Annotated in this window: 19 protein-coding genes; 8 read left to right on the top strand and 11 right to left on the bottom strand. The window is 67.9% G+C overall.

The genetic code is table 11. The features are described from left to right. Positions 1 to 156: 156 nt before the first annotated feature. From ACETK8_RS01715 to ACETK8_RS01705, 3 genes are all read left to right on the top strand, one after another. Positions 157 to 2,994, top strand: a complete 2,838-nt coding sequence (locus tag ACETK8_RS01715; protein ID WP_374037791.1) for a M16 family metallopeptidase — start codon at positions 157 to 159, stop codon at positions 2,992 to 2,994. 178 nt (positions 2,995 to 3,172) lie between these two features. Beyond that, positions 3,173 to 3,502, top strand: coding sequence for a hypothetical protein (locus tag ACETK8_RS01710; protein ID WP_374037790.1), 330 nt, complete (start codon positions 3,173 to 3,175; stop codon positions 3,500 to 3,502). A 236-nt stretch (positions 3,503 to 3,738) separates the two neighbouring features. Continuing rightward, positions 3,739 to 4,221, top strand: a complete 483-nt coding sequence (locus ACETK8_RS01705) for a peptidase S1 (protein WP_374037789.1) — start codon at positions 3,739 to 3,741, stop codon at positions 4,219 to 4,221. 9 nt (positions 4,222 to 4,230) lie between these two features. Here the strand turns inward: ACETK8_RS01705 and ACETK8_RS01700 are convergent, their stop codons facing one another. Further along, positions 4,231 to 4,650: a metallopeptidase family protein gene (locus ACETK8_RS01700; protein WP_374037788.1), complete on the bottom strand. Its 420-nt coding sequence runs from the start codon at positions 4,648 to 4,650 to the stop codon at positions 4,231 to 4,233. A 172-nt stretch (positions 4,651 to 4,822) separates the two neighbouring features. Between ACETK8_RS01700 and ACETK8_RS01695 the strand changes: the two genes are divergently transcribed. Then, the gene (locus tag ACETK8_RS01695; RefSeq protein WP_374037787.1) at positions 4,823 to 7,159 is read left to right on the top strand and encodes a sensor histidine kinase; all 2,337 of its coding nucleotides are present in this window, start codon (positions 4,823 to 4,825) and stop codon (positions 7,157 to 7,159) included. 115 nt (positions 7,160 to 7,274) lie between these two features. Then, the gene (locus ACETK8_RS01690; protein ID WP_374037786.1) at positions 7,275 to 8,129 is read left to right on the top strand and encodes an HAD family hydrolase; all 855 of its coding nucleotides are present in this window, start codon (positions 7,275 to 7,277) and stop codon (positions 8,127 to 8,129) included. Positions 8,130 to 8,247: 118 nt separating this feature from the next. On the opposite strand, the gene ACETK8_RS01685 is transcribed toward ACETK8_RS01690, so the two are convergent. From ACETK8_RS01685 to ACETK8_RS01675, 3 genes are read right to left on the bottom strand one after another with little or no spacing between them, the layout of a single operon-like run. Further along, positions 8,248 to 8,580, bottom strand: a complete 333-nt coding sequence (locus ACETK8_RS01685; RefSeq protein ID WP_374037785.1) for a PilZ domain-containing protein — start codon at positions 8,578 to 8,580, stop codon at positions 8,248 to 8,250. Positions 8,581 to 8,605: 25 nt separating this feature from the next. After that, on the bottom strand, positions 8,606 to 9,406 hold the full coding sequence (locus ACETK8_RS01680) for a kinase (protein ID WP_374037784.1): 801 nt from the start codon (positions 9,404 to 9,406) through the stop codon (positions 8,606 to 8,608). Between the two features lie 3 nt (positions 9,407 to 9,409). After that, positions 9,410 to 9,730: a 2Fe-2S iron-sulfur cluster-binding protein gene (locus ACETK8_RS01675; RefSeq protein WP_374037783.1), complete on the bottom strand. Its 321-nt coding sequence runs from the start codon at positions 9,728 to 9,730 to the stop codon at positions 9,410 to 9,412. Positions 9,731 to 9,808: 78 nt separating this feature from the next. Between ACETK8_RS01675 and ACETK8_RS01670 the strand changes: the two genes are divergently transcribed. Together ACETK8_RS01670 and ACETK8_RS01665 are read left to right on the top strand one after the other, a co-directional pair. Beyond that, positions 9,809 to 10,048, top strand: a complete 240-nt coding sequence (locus tag ACETK8_RS01670; protein WP_374037782.1) for a hypothetical protein — start codon at positions 9,809 to 9,811, stop codon at positions 10,046 to 10,048. Further along, positions 10,045 to 10,419, top strand: a complete 375-nt coding sequence (locus tag ACETK8_RS01665; protein ID WP_374037781.1) for a PIN domain-containing protein — start codon at positions 10,045 to 10,047, stop codon at positions 10,417 to 10,419. Before ACETK8_RS01670 ends, ACETK8_RS01665 begins: the two co-directional genes overlap by 4 nt. On the opposite strand, the gene ACETK8_RS01660 is transcribed toward ACETK8_RS01665, so the two are convergent. The 5 genes from ACETK8_RS01660 to sdhC all read right to left on the bottom strand — a co-directional run bounded on the left by ACETK8_RS01660 (position 10,420) and on the right by sdhC (position 14,620). Beyond that, positions 10,420 to 10,758 carry a gamma-glutamylcyclotransferase family protein gene (locus tag ACETK8_RS01660; RefSeq protein ID WP_374037780.1) on the bottom strand — a complete coding sequence of 113 codons (339 nt, stop codon included), beginning with the start codon at positions 10,756 to 10,758 and terminating at the stop codon, positions 10,420 to 10,422. Positions 10,759 to 10,768: 10 nt separating this feature from the next. Continuing rightward, the gene (locus ACETK8_RS01655; RefSeq protein WP_374037779.1) at positions 10,769 to 11,563 is read right to left on the bottom strand and encodes a succinate dehydrogenase iron-sulfur subunit; all 795 of its coding nucleotides are present in this window, start codon (positions 11,561 to 11,563) and stop codon (positions 10,769 to 10,771) included. Positions 11,564 to 11,977: 414 nt separating this feature from the next. Further along, positions 11,978 to 13,762 carry a succinate dehydrogenase flavoprotein subunit gene (gene sdhA, locus ACETK8_RS01650; RefSeq protein WP_374037778.1) on the bottom strand — a complete coding sequence of 595 codons (1,785 nt, stop codon included), beginning with the start codon at positions 13,760 to 13,762 and terminating at the stop codon, positions 11,978 to 11,980. Position 13,763: 1 nt separating this feature from the next. After that, complete coding sequence (locus ACETK8_RS01645) at positions 13,764 to 14,168, bottom strand: succinate dehydrogenase, hydrophobic membrane anchor protein (protein ID WP_374037777.1); 405 nt, start codon at positions 14,166 to 14,168, stop codon at positions 13,764 to 13,766. Then, positions 14,165 to 14,620, bottom strand: a complete 456-nt coding sequence (gene sdhC, locus ACETK8_RS01640) for a succinate dehydrogenase, cytochrome b556 subunit (protein WP_374037776.1) — start codon at positions 14,618 to 14,620, stop codon at positions 14,165 to 14,167. The genes ACETK8_RS01645 and sdhC overlap by 4 nt, the downstream gene beginning before the upstream one ends. 212 nt (positions 14,621 to 14,832) lie before the next feature. Between sdhC and ACETK8_RS01635 the strand changes: the two genes are divergently transcribed. Next, on the top strand, positions 14,833 to 15,402 hold the full coding sequence (locus ACETK8_RS01635; RefSeq protein WP_374037775.1) for a hypothetical protein: 570 nt from the start codon (positions 14,833 to 14,835) through the stop codon (positions 15,400 to 15,402). On the opposite strand, the gene ACETK8_RS01630 is transcribed toward ACETK8_RS01635, so the two are convergent. Then, positions 15,386 to 15,823 (bottom strand): HIT domain-containing protein, encoded by a 438-nt coding sequence (locus tag ACETK8_RS01630; protein ID WP_374037774.1) that lies wholly within the window; start codon positions 15,821 to 15,823, stop codon positions 15,386 to 15,388. The genes ACETK8_RS01635 and ACETK8_RS01630 overlap by 17 nt on opposite strands. Then, positions 15,823 to 16,710, bottom strand: a complete 888-nt coding sequence (locus ACETK8_RS01625; protein WP_374037773.1) for an SIMPL domain-containing protein — start codon at positions 16,708 to 16,710, stop codon at positions 15,823 to 15,825. The genes ACETK8_RS01630 and ACETK8_RS01625 overlap by 1 nt, the downstream gene beginning before the upstream one ends. Between the last annotated feature and the right edge of the window lie 77 nt (positions 16,711 to 16,787).

Genomic DNA, 16,787 nt, shown 5'->3' with positions numbered 1-16,787 from the left:
ACAGCCACGGACCCGTCGGGCATGGGGCGACCCGGAGGCGTCTGAAACCGGCCGACGCGGGTTTGTGACTCTTTGTCCATGTTTGGGCGAAGCGATTGTCGTCACGCTTGGGGTCGTTAATGTCCGCGGCTTCAGGATTTAAGGACTGTTTCAACCATGCGTCTTCGCTCCGTCTCGCTCGCGGCCCTTCTGGTCGCCATGTCCCCCGTCGCCGTTCTGGCCCAGACCCAGGCCGCGCCGAGCGCCGCCACGACCCCGCAGGCCGCCGAGCTGCCCGCCGCGCCCGTGTCGCAGCTGGTCTCGGAAGTGAACATCCCCTGGACGCGCTTCCAGCTGGACAACGGCCTGACGGTGATCGTGCATGAGGACCGCAAGGCCCCCGTGGTGGCGGTGTCGGTCTGGTACAATGTCGGATCCAAGGACGAACCGGCCGGTTCGACCGGCTTCGCCCACCTGTTCGAACACCTGATGTTCGGCGGGTCGGAGAACGCGCCGGGTTCGTACCTGGGCCGCATGCGGAACCTGGGGCCGTCGAACCTGAACGGCACGACCTGGTTCGACCGCACCAACTATTTCCAGACCGTGCCGACCCCGGCCCTGGAACAGGCCCTGTTCCTGGAAAGCGACCGCATGGGCTATCTGCTCGGCGAGGTCGGCCAGGACGTGCTCGATCTGCAGCGCGGCGTGGTCCAGAACGAGAAGCGCCAGGGCGACAACCAGCCCTACGGCCTGGTCCAGTACGCTCGTCTGGAAGCCCTGTTCCCCGAGGGTCACCCGTACCGCCACTCCACCATCGGCTCGATGGCCGATCTGGACGCCGCCAGCCTGGAAACCGTGCGTAACTGGTTCCGCGAGAACTACGGCCCGAACAACGCCGTGGTCGTGCTGTCGGGCGACATCGACGAGGCGACGGCCCGTCCGCTGATGGAACGCTATTTCGGAAGCATCGCGCGCGGCCCGGTGAACACCCCGGCCGAGGCCGATGTGCCGACGCTTCCCGCCCCGGTCGTTCAGGTCATGCATGACCGCGTCGCCACCACCCGCCTGTCGCGCAGCTGGGTCGTGCCGGGCCTGTTGAGCGACGACGCCGTGCCGCTGTCGGTCGCGGCCTCGGTGCTGGGCGGTCTGGCCTCCTCGCGCCTGGACAACATCCTGGTCCGCGACGAGCAGACGGCGGTTCAGGTCTCGTCCTCGATGCAGGACTTCCACCGCGTCGGCTTCTTCGACATCTCGGTGAACGTGAAGCCGGGCGTGGACGCCGCCGAGGTGGGCCGTCGTCTGGACGCCATCGTCGCCGACTTCATCCAGAACGGCCCGACCGACGAAGAGGTCGCCCGCGTCGCGACCCAGTACGTCTCGCAGCGCATCCAGAGCCTGGAACAGGTCAACGGCAAGGCCAACGTCCTAGCCGAGGGCCAGCTGTATGCCGGCGATCCGGACCACTACAAGAAGGAGCTGGCCGAGTACGCCTCGGTCACCCCGGCTGAGGTCCGCTCGGTCATGCAGCGCTGGCTGACCCGTCCGGTCTATGACCTGACCGTGGCGCCGGGCGAGCGCGAGGCCTATGCCGAGGCCGCCGCCAGCCCGTCGGGCGCCGCCCCGGTTCCGGCCGCCGAGATCCAGCGCGTCGAGCGCATGCCGATGCCGGAAATCGGCCAGGTGCCGGATCTGGTCTTCCCGTCGGTCGAGCGCGCGACCCTGTCGAACGGCATCAAGGTCGTCTACGCCCACGTCGACACCGTGCCGGTGACCCGCGTCGGCATCGACTTCAACGCCGGCTACGCCGCCGACGCCGCCAACCGCCTGGGCGCCCAGGCCATGATGATCGACCTGCTGGACGAGGGCACCACGACCCGCAACGCCAACCAGCTGGCGGAAGAAGAAGAGCGTCTGGGCGCGTCGGTCAATGTCGGCGCCTCGATGGACCGCACCTCGGCCGACCTGTCGGCGGTGTCGGCCAACCTGGGCTCGTCGCTGACCCTGCTGGCCGATGTGGTCCGCAACCCGGCCTTCGCCCCGGCCGAGATCGAGCGCATCCGCGGCGCGCGTCTGGCGGCCCTGGCCAGCGAGGCGACCCAGCCGGGCGCCATGGCCGCCCGCGCCTTGCCGCCGCTGATCTATGGCGAGGGCAGCCCCTATGGCCGTTCCTTCACCGGCACGGGCGACACGGCCACGATCACGGCCCTGACGCGCGACGAGCTGGTGGCGACCCACGACGCCTGGATCCGTCCGGACAATGCGACGATCTTCGTCGTGTCGGACCTGCCGCTCAGCCAGGTGACGCCGCAGCTGGAAACCGCCTTCGGCGACTGGCGCGCGCCGTCGGCCGCCAAGGGGGCCAAGGACTTCGCCGCCGCCATTCCGGCGCCGACGAACCGCATCGTCCTGATCGATCGTCCGCAGTCGCCGCAGTCGCTGATCTACGGCGGCGCGGTCCTGCCGGTGTCGGGCACCGACGACCTGCTGGCCCTGAACGCGGCCAACGTGACCCTGGGCTCGGACTTCCTGTCGCGGATCAACTCGGACCTGCGCGAGACCAAGGGCTGGTCCTACGGCGTGCGCGGGACGGTGAACACGCTGGAGCACCGCGTGCCCTACATCGTCAACGCCCCGGTCCAGGCCAACCGCACGGGTGAATCCGTCGCCGCCCTGATCGCCCAGTACGATCGCTTCCTGGGCGCCGAGGGCGTGCAGCCGAACGAGCTGGAACGGACGATCAACGGCAACACCCGCTCGCTGGCCGGTGGTTACGAGACCTCGGGCCAGATTCTGGGCGCCCTGCGCTCCAACGCCCTGTACGGCCGTCCGGACGACTATCAGGCGACCCTGGCCAGCCGCACCCGCGCCCTGACGGCGGCTCAGATGGACGAGGCGGCCCGCCGCGACATCCATCCGGACCAGTTCGTCTGGGTCGTGGTCGGCGACGCCTCGGTGGTCCGTCCGCAGCTGGAGGCCCTGGGCCTGCCGCTGGAAGTCCGCCCGGCCGCCCAGTAAGGCGACCGCGCTGAAATGAAGAGGGGGCGGCGAGGTGATCTCGCCGCCCCCTTTTTCATGGGCGATCGACAGGGGCTCCGAAGCGGTGGTCCGCGCTTTCGGCCATGGGTGGTCAGCGGTCGTTGACATCGCCTTCCGCCGCCAACAACCCTAGGGCGTGCCAGCAAGAAAGAAACGGGTGGAAAGCATGCTGAAGGTTCTAAGTTGGTATGCCGTCTGGGTAGCTCTGTGCATCTATCTCGGAGCTGCCTTCCTGGGCTTTCAGATCGGCTCGGCGGACCTGTTTCTCGTCACTTGGGCGGGCCTGCTAGCCTTGGTTTTGTTGTGGCGCTGTAGACGCTGCAACTACCCGATTAGTCTCGACTATTATGGCGACCTGCGGGAGGGGCGGTGGGGCCTGATGCTTCCTCACCTTCCATTGGGGGAGTGCAAGCGTTGCGGCTGTTCTTACACAGAGCGAAACTGCGGCGGGGTTGTCGATAAGCGCAAGACGGAGATCGTCACCTAGATTGATGCTGATGAGTTGGTCGGCAGCTGTCTTTGCCTCAGTAAGCCGTTCGTACTCTGACGTCCGCAACGAGTCGAAACGCGTCGGAAGCCTCACGTCCGAAAGCGGTCATCCCCGCCTGGCGAGGACGCGCGGGGCGATCCCTACGAAACATGACGCGGTCGGCGCGCGGGTTTCGCGGGCGGGGCGCCGGGGCTAGACCGGAGGCGCGGCGTGTCGTCGCGGGGGACGGTTCCATGAAGACAACGGTTTCGATGCGCCTGGGCGCGGCGGTGGCGGCGTGCACGATGCTGGCGGGCGGGCCGGCCCTGGCCCAGGACGCCTCGCTGGATCCCAATTTCGGCTCGGTCAGCCTGAGGGCCGGGTTCACGCCGGATCCGATGGTGGTCCGGATCGCCGCCGGCGGGAACATCAACGTCAACGACGCCTCGTCGCTGGGCGGCCAGTGCGTGGGCATGATCACCGACGCGCCCGATTATCGCATCCACTATACGGCCCAGCCGGGGGTGAGGCTGACCATCCGCATCCGGTCGCAGGCCGATACGACCCTGGTGGTCAACGGGCCGGACGGTCAGTGGTACTGCAACGACGACATCGGGTCCTCGATCAATCCCGGCGTGCTGTACCGGACGCCCCGCAGCGGCGTCTACGACATCTGGGTCGGCACCTACGGAAGCGATCCGGCCCCGGCCGAAATCCGCATCACCGAGATGGAATAGGGCGCGGCCTCAGTCCTCGGCCTCGATCGCGTCGATGTCGTCGTCGTCCAGCCCCATGTGGTGGCCGATCTCGTGGATCAGGACGTGGGAGATGATCTCGGCCAGGCCCACGTCGCCGCGCTCGCACCATTCGTCCAGGATCGGGCGGCGGTAGAGGAAGACGCGGCTGGGTTCGGCGGCGGGACCGAAGCCGTCGCGCTCGCCGATGTGGAAGCCGTGATAGAGGCCGGTCAGGTCGAACGGATCCTCCAGATCGACCGAGGCGAGGGTCTCCGCGTCGGCGAAGTCGTCGACCCGAATGACCACGTCGCCGGCCGCCGACTTGAACGGCTCGGGCAGGGCGTCGAAGGCCTCTCGCGCCAGACGGGCGAAGTCGTCGAGCGAGGGGGCGAGTTGGTCATTCCAGGTGTCGGGTGAGGCAATAGGCATCAGGCAACAGGCAATAGGGGTTGAAACGCGAGGCGGCCAGTGCGGCGAGGTCGCATCACCCTGTTGCCTGTTGCCTGTTGCCTGTTGCCTGTTGCCTGTTGCCTGTTGCCTTCCGTTAACCATCGCCGCGACTTCCGCTATGGTCGCGATTCGATCCAGCGGGTGAACGGGTATGGCGGAGGCCGATATCGCCTTTGCGGCGGCGGCGGGAGCGGCGGGGCTGGCCCTGTCGATCAGCGCATGGGCGTGGCGTCTTCGCCGCGCCGTGGCCGTGCGCGAATCCATGATTGAGCGGGATCGCGCGGCCGGGGCCCTGAACCGGGCCGTGCAGGACGGCGCCCTGACCGCCTTCGACGACATCCGCATCGGCATGACGCCCGGAGAGGCGCCGATCCTTCTGGGTCGCACCGACATGCTGGAGACGGCGCGGACGACCTTCGCGCGGGACATTCAGGGGACGCCGGCGGCCGCCCTGGCCGAGGCCCTGCACACGCGCCACGCCGAGGCCATCGACCAGCTGCTGGCGGACGGGACGCCCTTCACGGCGCGCGACGGCGACTGGCGCATCGAGGGCAGTCCGGTCACGGGCACGGCCTGGCTGAGGCTGACGCGGATCGAGCGCGGGCACGACCACGGCGCGGAGGGGGAGCAGGCCTTCGGCGCCGGGCTGATCGCCGACGCCTCGCCGAACCCGACCTGGGTGGTGGATCACGAGGGGCGTCTGGTCTGGGCCAACCGGTCCTGGCTGGCCGAGGTGAAGAGCCCGTCGGTCGAGGCCGCGCGCGAGGCGCATCTGAGCTTCGACCGGGGCGCCGATCAGCTGGCGGCCGAGGCCGGGCGGGTCGGGTCGCATCAGGAGGGGTTCCGCTGGACCGCCGGCGACGGGCGTCGTCGCGCCTGGAAGATCATGGCCGAGCCGCTTGTTTCAGGAGGATGGGGCGGACCCGGCGGGCCGGTCCTGGTCTTCGCCATCGACATGACCGAGGCCGAGGAGACGCGCGACACCCTGCGCCGTCACGTCGAGGCCCATGACGAGACCCTGAACCACCTGGCCGATGCGGTGGCCATCTTCGGCCCGTCGCGCAGGCTGGCCTTCCACAACACGGCCTTCCAGACCCTGTTCAACCTCGACCCGGCCTGGCTGGACGAGCGGCCGACCCATGCCGAGCTGCTGGACCGGCTGCGCCAGCGCCGGATGTTGCCCGAGGTCATCGACTATGCGGGCTGGAAGGCGCGCGAGCTGGAGTTCTACGAGGCGACGGAGGCCGCGGCCGACGACAGCTGGTCGTTGCCGGACGGGCGGACGCTGCGGCTGGTGCGCCAGCCGCACCCGCTGGGCGGGATCCTTCTGCTGTTCTCGGACATCACGGGCGAGCTTTCCCTGCGGAGCCGGTTCAACGCCCAGCTTCAGGTGCAGACGGCGACGCTGGACAAGCTGAACGACGCGGTGGCCGTGTTCGGCTCGGACGGGCGGCTGCGACTGCACAACGAGGCGTTCGAGGCCTTCTGGAACCTGTCGGCCGAAAAGCTGGAGGAGGCGGGGGATTTCGACGCCATCGCCGAACTGTGCAAGGCGGCCCTGCCGGACGCGGCCCTGTGGCTGGGTCTGAAGGCTCGGGTCGCCGATCCCGATCCCGAAAGCCGGGTGCCGATTTCGGGCGAGGGGCGCACGGCCGACGGGCGGATCGCGTCCTGGCAGACCCGACCCCTGCCGGACGGGGCGACCCTGGTGGCTTTCGCCGACGTGACGGCGCGGCGCGAGCTGGAACAGGCCCTGGCTCAGCGCGAGGCGGCCCTGAAGGAAAGCCAGGCGCTGAAGCGGGAGTTCGTGGGGTCGGTCAGTTACGAGCTGAGGACGCCGCTGACGACCATCGTCGGCTATTCCGAACTGCTGGAGACCATGGGCGACCTGCCCGAACGCAGCCGCCAGCACGCGGGTGCGATCCGCGTCGCGGCGGCCCAGCTGACCGGATCGATCGACGACGTTCTGGACATGGCCCAGATCGATGCGGGCGAGATGGAGCTGTCGCTGGGCGACGTGCGGGTGCGGGACCTGTTCGCCGTGGCGGTGGAGAAGCACCGCCCCCGGATCGAGGGGCGCGGGGCCAAGCTGAAGGCGGTGGCCGCCGCCAACCTGCCGGCCATCCGGGCGGACGCGCGGCGTCTGGCCCAGGCCATCGACCATCTGCTGGACAATGCCGGACGCTCGGTCTCGGAGGGCGGGGCGGTGTCCCTGAGGGCCGAGGCCAATGCGTCGGAGCTGCGCATCCGGGTCGAGGACACCGGCCGGGGCATCCCGTACCACCTGCAGGCCCACGTCTTCGATCGGTTCGTGAAACGCGAGCGGGGCGGGCCGGGCGTCGGCCTCGCGCTCGTGAAGGCCCTGGTCGAACTGCACGGCGGCTGGGCCGAGGTGGAGTCGGAACCCGGCAAGGGCGCGGCCTTCATCCTGCACCTGCCGCTGGAGGCCGCCAGCGACGCGGCGGCGCCGGAGTTGGCGCTCGGTTAGGCAATAGGGAACAGGCAATAGGCAATAGAAGGCGGCGCGATGCGGAGGCCCGCGGGTTGCGTCCCTGTTGCCTGTTGCCTAGTGCCTGTTGCCTGACATCACCGGACCTCCCGTAATGGCCGAACTGCTGAAAACAGCCCTCATCTACGACTTCGACGGCACCCTCGCGCGGGGGAACATGCAGGAGGTGACCTTCATCCCCTCCGTCGGCATGGACATCGGCGACTTCTGGGGCGAGGCGGACAAGCTGACCCGCTCGGCCGATGGCGACAACATCCTGATGTACATGCAGCTGATGCTGCTCAGGTCGCGGCAGAACGATCAGGTCATCACGCGCCGGATGCTGGCCGAGCACGGACAGGACGTGAAGCTGTTCGACGGGCTGAAGTCCGACCTGACCGCCACCGGCTGGTTCGAACGGATCAACGCCAAGGGCCGCGAGTACGGCCTGGATATCGAGCACTACATCATCTCGGCCGGGCTGGAGGAGATGATCGAGGGCTGTCCGATCCGCGACGAGTTCCACCACGTCTTCGCGTCCAAATTCGCCTACGACGACCACGGCACCGCGATCTGGCCGGCGGTCGGCGTCAACTACACGACCAAGACCCAGTACCTGTTCCGCATCAACAAGGGGGTGCTGAACCACTACGACCACGAGCGGATCAACAAATTCATCCCCGACGACGAGCGGCGTATTCCGTTCGAGCGGATGATCTTCCTGGGCGACGGGGACACCGACGTCCCGACCATGAAGATGATGCACACCAAGGGCGGCTATTCGATCGCGGTCTATGACCCGCTGAACCGCGAGAAGGACCAGAAGAAGATCTACAACCTGATCTCCGAGGACCGGGTCAATTTCGTCGCCGCCGCCGACTATCGCGAGGGCCAGCCGCTGGACCTGATCGTGAAGGGGCTGATCGGGCGGATCGCGATCAACTCCGGCACCATGCCGAGCATGGATTAGGGTCGCATTTCCTTGGGCGCTACCGCTCGCGACGCGGTCGCTCTCTGCTTGAGCGACGGTCTTGGGTCGCTATCGCTCGACGCGCGGCGTCTCGCTGCTTGAGCGACGGGTCGGGCCGCTAACGCCCTCCGGCCCGCATCCAGGCCTCGCGGGCGGGCAGGAGGCGGGAGGGGACGAGGCCGCGAAGGGCGGACTGGCCCCTGAGCTTGAGGCCCGCCTCGGAACCCTTGCGCCAGGCGACGTCGGCCTCGAAGGCGAGGGCGGCCGCGATATCCACGACGGTGACGGTTCGCGGCAGGGCCAGCTGGCGGTCGGTGCGGACCTTCAGCCCTCCGGCCGAGGTGTCGAGGATCACGCAGGCCATCTCGATGCCGGGCGCGGTCAGGACGGCGCGCGCATTGGCGGGCGAGCGGGGCTGAAGCCTGCGGTCTATGGGTTGGGTCAAGGCCACGATACTCGAACGCGCGGCGAACGGATCAGGGCCGGCCGGAGCCCCGGATGCGCCTTATGTCGCGCCCGTCGCCCAGTTCGACCACGACGTCCGCCGCGACGCCGCCCGCCAGCATATGGCGCGAAATCCGTTCGAAATGCTGAACGAAGCGGGACAGTTCGTCGCGGCGCGAGGCGGTGACGGGGGCGCCGGTCAGGCCCGCCTCCTGTTCGGTGCGCCAGTCCAGCACCCGGTCGAAATCCGGGGCCTTGAGGAAGATCAGGGCGTCGAAGGTCGTGAACAGGCGGGCGTAGTCGCCGGCCAGTGCATCATTGATTGTCCGTCTCCAGGCGCCGTCCGGGTCGTGATCGCGCTCAAGGGCGTTGATCGGGGCGGTCAGGGCGGCGGGGTCCTGGGGCGTCGCGCCGAGTTGCCAGCCTTCCAGCAGGACGGCGCGGGGGCGGCCCACGAAGACGGGCCAGTCGCTTTCGGGGCGGCGGTCGTCGGCGAGCTTGTCGAAACCGGGCAGAGGCGTGTGGTCGCCGGGCCCGACCTCGCGCAGGCGGCTCAGGGTGCGGTCCAGCAGGGCGAGGTCGTGGGTCCCAGGCGGGCCGCGCACGGCGAAGAGGGAATGGACGCGGGCGGCGAGGTCGGCGCGCTCGGCCTGGGTCAGATAGACGTCGTCCAGCGACAGGGTCGCGCAGGAGAGAGTGCGGGCGGCCTCGGCCGCCAGGGTGCTCTTGCCGGAGCCTTGGGCGCCCGCGATGGCGATGAGGGGGACATGGTGCTGTCGCTCATGGCGCCGGATCAGCGCGTCCACGGCCTGGATCAGCCGTGGATCGACCATGGATCAGTGCTGATTGGCCGGCAGGCGGACGACGAGGCCGTCGAGCGCGTCCGAGACCCGGATCTGGCAGGACAGGCGGGAGTTCGGCTCCACCTCCTCGGCGAAGTCGAGCATGGACTCCTCCATGGCCGAGGGCTTGCCGGTCGCCTCGCGCCAGGCCTCGTCGACATAGACATGGCAGGTGGCGCAGGCGCAGGCGCCGCCGCAGTCGGCGTCGATGCCCGGCACATTGTTGCGGATCGCGCCTTCCATGACGCTGAGGCCGGCCTTGACCTCCACCGCATGCTCGCGGCCGTCGTGCTCGATGTAGGTGATCTTTGGCATTGTCGGGTCTTTGCAAACGGTGAGACGCCGGGCAAGCCATATCTTGATGCCAGCAATGAGGTATGGCATTCTACCCTCATGGCCGAGATGCGAAAAATCACAGTCTTTCTGCCTGCGGATTTGTTGGACGACTGTCAGCGGATCACGGGGAAAGGCGTTTCGGAGACGCTTCGCATCGCGCTGCGTGATCTCGTTCACCACCACGCCAGGCGCCAGCTGATGGCAGCCATGGGCAATCTGGACCTTGAGGCTGACGGTCTGACGCTGGAGGACCTGCGCGATGAGGGTGGAAGCGGTCGAGCGCATCACGCCGCATGATCGCAGCCGATTCGAGCATCCTTATTGATGCGATGCAGGGCCTGACCGGAGCCAGAATTCAGCTGCTCCATGACGCCATCAGGACGGATATGCTGAGACTTCCCCCGCCGGTGGTCACAGAAATTCTGTCGTTCCCGCGCGCGGCGATCGGGCTCAGTCAGTTCGGGGCTTACAAGCAGTTGGACATCGAGGCCGGCTTTTGGGAACGCGCGGCGGCGTCAAGGCGTGCGCTGCTTGAACGCGGGCTGAAGGCGAAGCTGGCCGATGCCCTTATCGCCCAGTGCTGTATCGATGCGAACGTGCCGCTCTTGTCCCACGACACAGACTTCCGACATTTCGAGACCCATTGCGGCCTGAAACTGGCCCTCTGATCAGGCGGCGATATAGACCCAGGCTTCCAGGCCCGAGGTCAGGGGGGCCAAGACGCGCCGGTAATCCTCGGCCTCATAGACGTCGGCGGCGGCCAGTTCCGCGTCGGTGAGGCGGAAGACCGTGCCGGGAATGGTCTCGGTCGGGCCGTCCGAGGGATGCAGGATCAGGTGGTGGGTCAGGCCGCTCTCGGCGATGACCTCGGCGTCCGTGATCTCGATCTCGCCGATGACGAAGCCGGTCAGGCCGTCGGGCGTCCCGGTCAGGAGACGCCCGAAATTGGCCTGCTGCACGGCCGGGTCCTGAAGCGTGCCGTAGGAGAAGAGGAGGACCTCGGCCACGGCGGACGTCTTACGCGGCCTTCTTGCGGCCGGGGGCGATCATCAGCTTCTTGGTCTCGGCGATGGCCTTGGCCGGGTTCAGCCCCTTGGGGCAGACCTGGGCGCAGTTCATGATCGTGTGGCAGCGATAGAGCTTGAACGGATCCTCGAGGTCGTCGAGGCGGCTCTGGGTCGCGTCGTCACGGCTGTCGGCGATCCAGCGGTAGGACTGAAGCAACGCCGCCGGGCCGAGGTACTCTTCCTGGTTCCACCAGTAGGAGGGGCAGGAGGTCGAGCAGCAGGCGCACAGGATGCATTCGTACAGGCCGTCCAGCTTGGCCCGATCCTCCGGCGACTGCAGCCGCTCGGTGGTCGGGTCCGGATCGTCGGACTGCAGGTACGGCTTGATGGAGTCGTACTGGGCGTAGAACAGGGTCAGGTCCGTCACCAGGTCCTTGACCACCGGCTGGTGCGGCAGGGGACCGATGGCGATGGTCGAGGACGAGCACTCGTCCCAGCCCTTGGTGCAGGCCAGGGTGTTTCGGCCGTCGATGTTCATCGAGCAGGAGCCGCAGATGCCCTCGCGGCACGAGCGACGGAACGACAGGGTCGGGTCGATCTCGTTCTTGATGTAGATCAGGGCGTCCAGAAGCATCGGGCCGTGATCGTCGGCCGAGACCTGATACTCGTCCCACGACGGGTTGGCGTCGATGTTCGGGTCGTAGCGATAGACCTTGTAGGTCTTGACGTTCTTGGCGCCGGCCGGAGCCTTGTGAACCTTGCCCTTGGTCGGGGCGGAGCCGCGGGGGAGGGTGAGCTGGACCATTCTACTCCTCCGAGGAAGCGGTGGTTGAAGACAGCGGCTGCCAAGTGCTCAACGAGCACTTCGTCTGTCTGTCCGGACTGTTTCGCAGCATCGCGAGCCGGCATTCCATGGCTTGCAGTGAGTACAAAATTGCCCCTCCAACTTGGTTGGGAGCCGGGCAATCGCGCATCTTCATAAACTCTAGGAGAATGAGCTGCTCCTGACGTTCATTCAGGTTCTCGAGCTCGCGAAGTGTTGCGCGAGGGGCGCTGTCATCGGTGACGCCTTCGGCATTCGTCATAGCGATCTGCCGATGGCCAAAGTCGTACCGACGGTGCAGTTCCGCACACGTCTCGGGCTGAGAGGTAGACTGAGCGCTCGCAAACTGCGGCAAAGCAGCTGTGAGAACTAGGAGTGCAGCGAGCGTGTTCCGCATCAGTACACCCGAGCCTTGGGTTTGATGTACTCGATGTCGTCGGACATCGTGTAGGTGTGGACCGGACGGTAGTCGATCGAGACGCCTTCACCCGCACGGCGCCAGGCCAGGGTGTGCTTCATCCAGACATCGTCGTTGCGATCCGGGAAGTCCTCGCGGGCGTGGGCCCCACGGCTTTCCTCGCGGTTCGCGGCGCCCTCGATGGTGACCAGGGCGCAGTCGATCAGGTTGTCGTATTCCAGGGCCTCGACCAGGTCGGTGTTCCAGATCAGGCCGCGGTCGGTGGTCTTGATGTCCGAGGACCGGGCGTGGATGTCGCGAAGCTTCTCGACGCCCTCGTTCAGCGACTTGCCGGTGCGGAAGACGGCCGCGTCCGACTGCATGGCGTGCTGCATCTCGTTCCGCAGCTTGGCGGTCGAGGAGGAGCCGTTGGCGTAGCGGAAGCGGTCGAAGCGGGCCAGGTGGCCGGCGGTGGCTTCCGGCGGAGCGGCCGGGACGGGCGCGGCCTTGTCGACGATCTCGCCGGCGCGGAGGCCCGCGGCGCGGCCGAAGACGACCAGGTCGGTCAGGGAGTTGGAGCCCAGGCGGTTGGCGCCGTGGACCGAGACGCAGGCCGCCTCGCCGACGGCCATCAGGCCGGGGACCACGGTGTCGGCGTTGTTTCCGACCTTGGTCAGGACCTCGCCGTGATAGTTCGTGGGGATGCCGCCCATGTTGTAGTGGACGGTCGGGATGACCGGGATCGGCTCCTTGGTCACGTCGACGCCGGCGAAGATCTTGGCGCTTTCCGAGATGCCGGGCAGGCGCTCGTGCAGGATCTTCGGATCGAGGTGGTCGAGGTGGAGGAAGATGTGGTCCTTCTTCGGACCCACGCCGCGACCTTCACGGATCTCCATGGTCATGGAGCGGGAGACGACGTCGCGGCTCGCGAGGTCCTTGGCCGAGGGGGCGTAGCGTTCCATGAACCGCTCGCCTTCGGAGTTGGTCAGATAGCCGCCCTCGCCGCGGGCGCCCTCGGTGATCAGGCAGCCCGAGCCGTAGATGCCGGTCGGGTGGAACTGCACGAACTCCATGTCCTGGAGCGGCAGGCCGGCGCGCAGCACCATGGCGTTGCCGTCGCCGGTGCAGGTGTGGGCCGAGGTGGCCGAGAAATAGGCGCGGCCGTAGCCGCCGGTGGCCAGGATGACCAGCTTGGCGCGGAACTGGTGCAGGGCGCCGTCGTCCAGCTTCCAGGCCGTGACGCCGGTGCAGGCGCCGTCCTGCATGATCAGGTCGAGCGCGAAATACTCGATGAAGAACTCGACCTCGCGGCGGACCGACTGGCCGTAGAGGGTGTGCAGGATGGCGTGGCCGGTACGGTCGGCGGCGGCGCAGGTGCGCTGGACCGGGCCCTCGCCGTAGTTGCGGGTCATGCCGCCGAAGGCGCGCTGATAGATCTTGCCTTCATCGGTGCGCGAGAAGGGCACGCCCCAGTGTTCCAGCTCGTAGACGGCCTTGGGGGCTTCGCGGACCAGGTATTCGATGGCGTCCTGGTCGCCCAGCCAGTCCGACCCCTTCACGGTGTCGTACATGTGCCACTTCCACGAATCCTCGCCCATGTTGCCGAGCGAGGCGGAGATGCCGCCTTGCGCCGCGACCGTGTGCGAACGGGTCGGGAAGACCTTGGTGACGCAGGCGACCTTCAGCCCCTGCTGGGCGGCGCCGAGGGCGGCGCGGAGGCCCGAGCCGCCGGCGCCGACGACGACGACGTCATATTCGTGATCGACGAGTTTGTAGTCAGCCATCTCAGATCCCGAAGCCGGCCGGAAGCGGCGCCGAACCCAGCGCCAGCCGCACGATGAAGAAGACGCTGGCGGCGGCCAGCGCGAGGAAGATCAGGTTCAGAAGACCCAGGGCCAGGGCCTTGGAGCCCGGCTTGTGGATGTAGTCCTCGACGATCACCTTCCAGGCCAGGCTGGCGAAACCGAAGAAGACCAGGGCCGTGACGATCAGCAGGCCCGCGTTAAGCCGGTTGGCGAACCATTGCAGGACCACGTCATAGCCGGCGCCCGTCAGGGTGAAGGAGGTGGACAGAAGCCAGACGCCCAGCGGCATCATCAGACCGAGAAGGATCTTCTCCAGCGTCCACTCGCCGGCGCCGTGACGCTCGGAGACCTTCACGCCGTTCTTGAACTGGACCGGACCGCTCACAGCGAGACCCTCCCGGAGGCGAAGAGCACGATCCAGAACAGGACCGCCAGGGGGATCGGCGCGTAGACGGCGATCGAGGACAGCAGGTTGGCCGGGGCGATCGTCAGGGCCTTGCCCATGTCGTTGATCAGGTGGCGCGCCCCGTTCAGCAGGAAGGAGAACAGCACCACCGTCAGGCCGAAGCCGATGAAGAGGCCGAAGGGCGACCCGGCGCAGTCCAGCAGGCAGGCATAGGCCTCCGGTCCGAAGGCCAGGGCGGCCAGCCAGCCGACCACGAAGATCCCCGCCACCGAGGCCGCGCCGATGGTGACGCGGAACAGGATGGAGGCGGTCATGGTGATGTGCCACCGCCAAGTCTGCAGGTGCGGCGACAGGGGGCGGGGACGGCCGTTGGGCTGGACGACGAAACGACCCGTGGGGTCATTCGTCGCATTGCCGGGAGAGTTCGACATGCGAATGGTTCTCAGAAAAACCAAATGGGATCAGGCTTCAAGCGCGATTGGGGATGGCTTTAAGGACCGTCGCAGGGGGGTGTCAACGCGAGGGTGCGGTGCAAAAAGCCGTTACCGCCACGCTGCTCACGTCGCGTGTGGAACCGATCACGATTTCGCGTGTTGCCGGTAAACGCTAGCCATGTGCGCCGCGAGACGACAGTCTTCCGGCCATGATGTTGTTCGCGCTCATTTCTCTGGCCGCGACGCCGATGCAGTCGGCGGCCGTTCCCTATTCGGCCCAGGTCTATCAGGCGCCGGTCGTGCGCCCGTTCGAGCCGCCGTCGAATTTCGGCCGGGTGGTCGAGGAAGGCGACGGCGGGGGCGACCGTCCGCTGCGGGTCATCCGCGCGCCCGTGTCGGTCGAGAACTATGAACGCAGCTACGAGCACGCGCCGTCGCGGTCCGAGAACGCCTATGACGCGGGCGTCGACAACGCCGAGCGCAATATGGACAGCCGGATGGGGCCGCTGGACGGCCGCTGGCGGCTGAAGGACGCCGAGGGGCGCACTCTGATGACCGTGTCCCTGATGGATCAGGGCGAGGCCAAGCCGCTGGAAGGCGCCTATCGCACGGCGGATTCCGCCGCCGAGGTCGGGCCCCTGACCGGCGCTGAGCGGTCGGCGGGCGCCCTGACGCTGGAAATGTCGGGCGCACGGGTAGCCCTGTCGCCGACCGGCGAGGGCTGGACCGGCACGCTGAGCCAGAACGGACGCGAGCGGGCGGTCACCCTGGTCCGCTAGACGGCATCTCCTCGGCGATGATCCTCAGCATCCGCTCCCGCATGACCGGGTCGTAGGGCGTCGCGCCCGGACGGCCCCAGACGGGATCGGGCCACAGGCCGTCGTCGCGGCGGCGGCCGACCACATGGACATGAAGCTGGGCCGTGACATTGCCCAGGGCGGCGACGTTCAGCTTGTCGACCGTGCGGTCGCTCTCGTGACCCAGCCAGCGGACCAGATCGCCCGCGGCCACGATCTCCTGCATCAGCCGCGCCTGTTCGACCGGGGCCAGATCGGCCAGCTCCACCGCGCCCACAACGCGCGGGATCAGGATCAGCCAGGGAAAGCGGGCGTCGTCCTGAAGCCGGACCTGGCACAGGCGGCCGTCGGCGGCGTGATGGGACCCGGCCTCGAAGGCCGGATCGGACTTGAAGACGGACACTAGTTGAGGCCGTAGACCACGCAGGCCGTGTCGGTCAGGACTTGAAGCGGGGGCTGGAGCGCCAGGCGGGCGGCCTCGATCTGGTCCTCCGACGGCGCCTGACCGGCGGGAGCGGACGGCGGGGGCGGCGGGGCCATCTCGGCGCGCATCATCCGGCTGCCGGTCACGACGACCTCCTCGGAGACAGTGGTCGCCTGTCCCGCGCCCGATCCATAGGAGGGCCAGCCGGCAAGGACGTCGGTCTGGCAGGCGCGGCCGGTCGGGTCGATGACGCGAACCGCGCCCAGGGTTCCACCCGCCGCCTCGACCGCCGAGCGCGCGCGGTTGGCGGCGTCGCGGACGGCCTCCCGGGCGAGATTGGACTTGGCGACATTGTCGGGCTCCAGGCTGAAATAGACCTGGCTGATGGAGTTGGGCTGGGAGGCGACGACGGTGGCGTAGATCCGCTCCAGCTGGCGCACGTCGCGGATGTTCAGGGTCACGGTGGCCTGGGCCTGATAGCGCTGGATGCGGTCGGCGCGGGTGTTGTCGCGCAGGACGCCGTTCTCGTCGCGGTACTGGTCGTAGAGCGGCTGGGTCGTCAGGCTGGTCTCGACGCGGACGGTCTCCACGCCATAGGCGCCCAGGGTCTGGGAAAGGGCGCGGACCTGATCGGCGGCCTTTCGCGAGGCCTCGGCGACCGAGCGGTCCACCGACTGGAAGGTGGCGTTGAAGCCGGCGCGATTGGCCTGAAGCTCGACCCGGACATGGCCGATGGAGGCGATGACGGGGTCGCGCATCCACCAGGGGGCGGGGACATATTGCTGGCCGATGGTGGCGGGCGGCGTCTGGGCCAGCGCCGGGGCGGACATGGCGCAGAGCAGGAGGGCGGCGAGGACGGGACGCATGCGGGAACTCCGTGTGGGACTAGCCATAGGTCGAGTCTGGGGTCGAAGCCTTGCAGCCCGCCGCCGCCGGGTCTAGA

This window comes from Brevundimonas staleyi (assembly GCF_041893865.1).
GTDB classification, from domain to species: Bacteria; Pseudomonadota; Alphaproteobacteria; order Caulobacterales; family Caulobacteraceae; genus Brevundimonas; species Brevundimonas staleyi.
The sequence above is the reverse complement of the archived record's forward strand: the minus strand, read 5'-3'. Positions and strand labels throughout refer to the sequence as shown.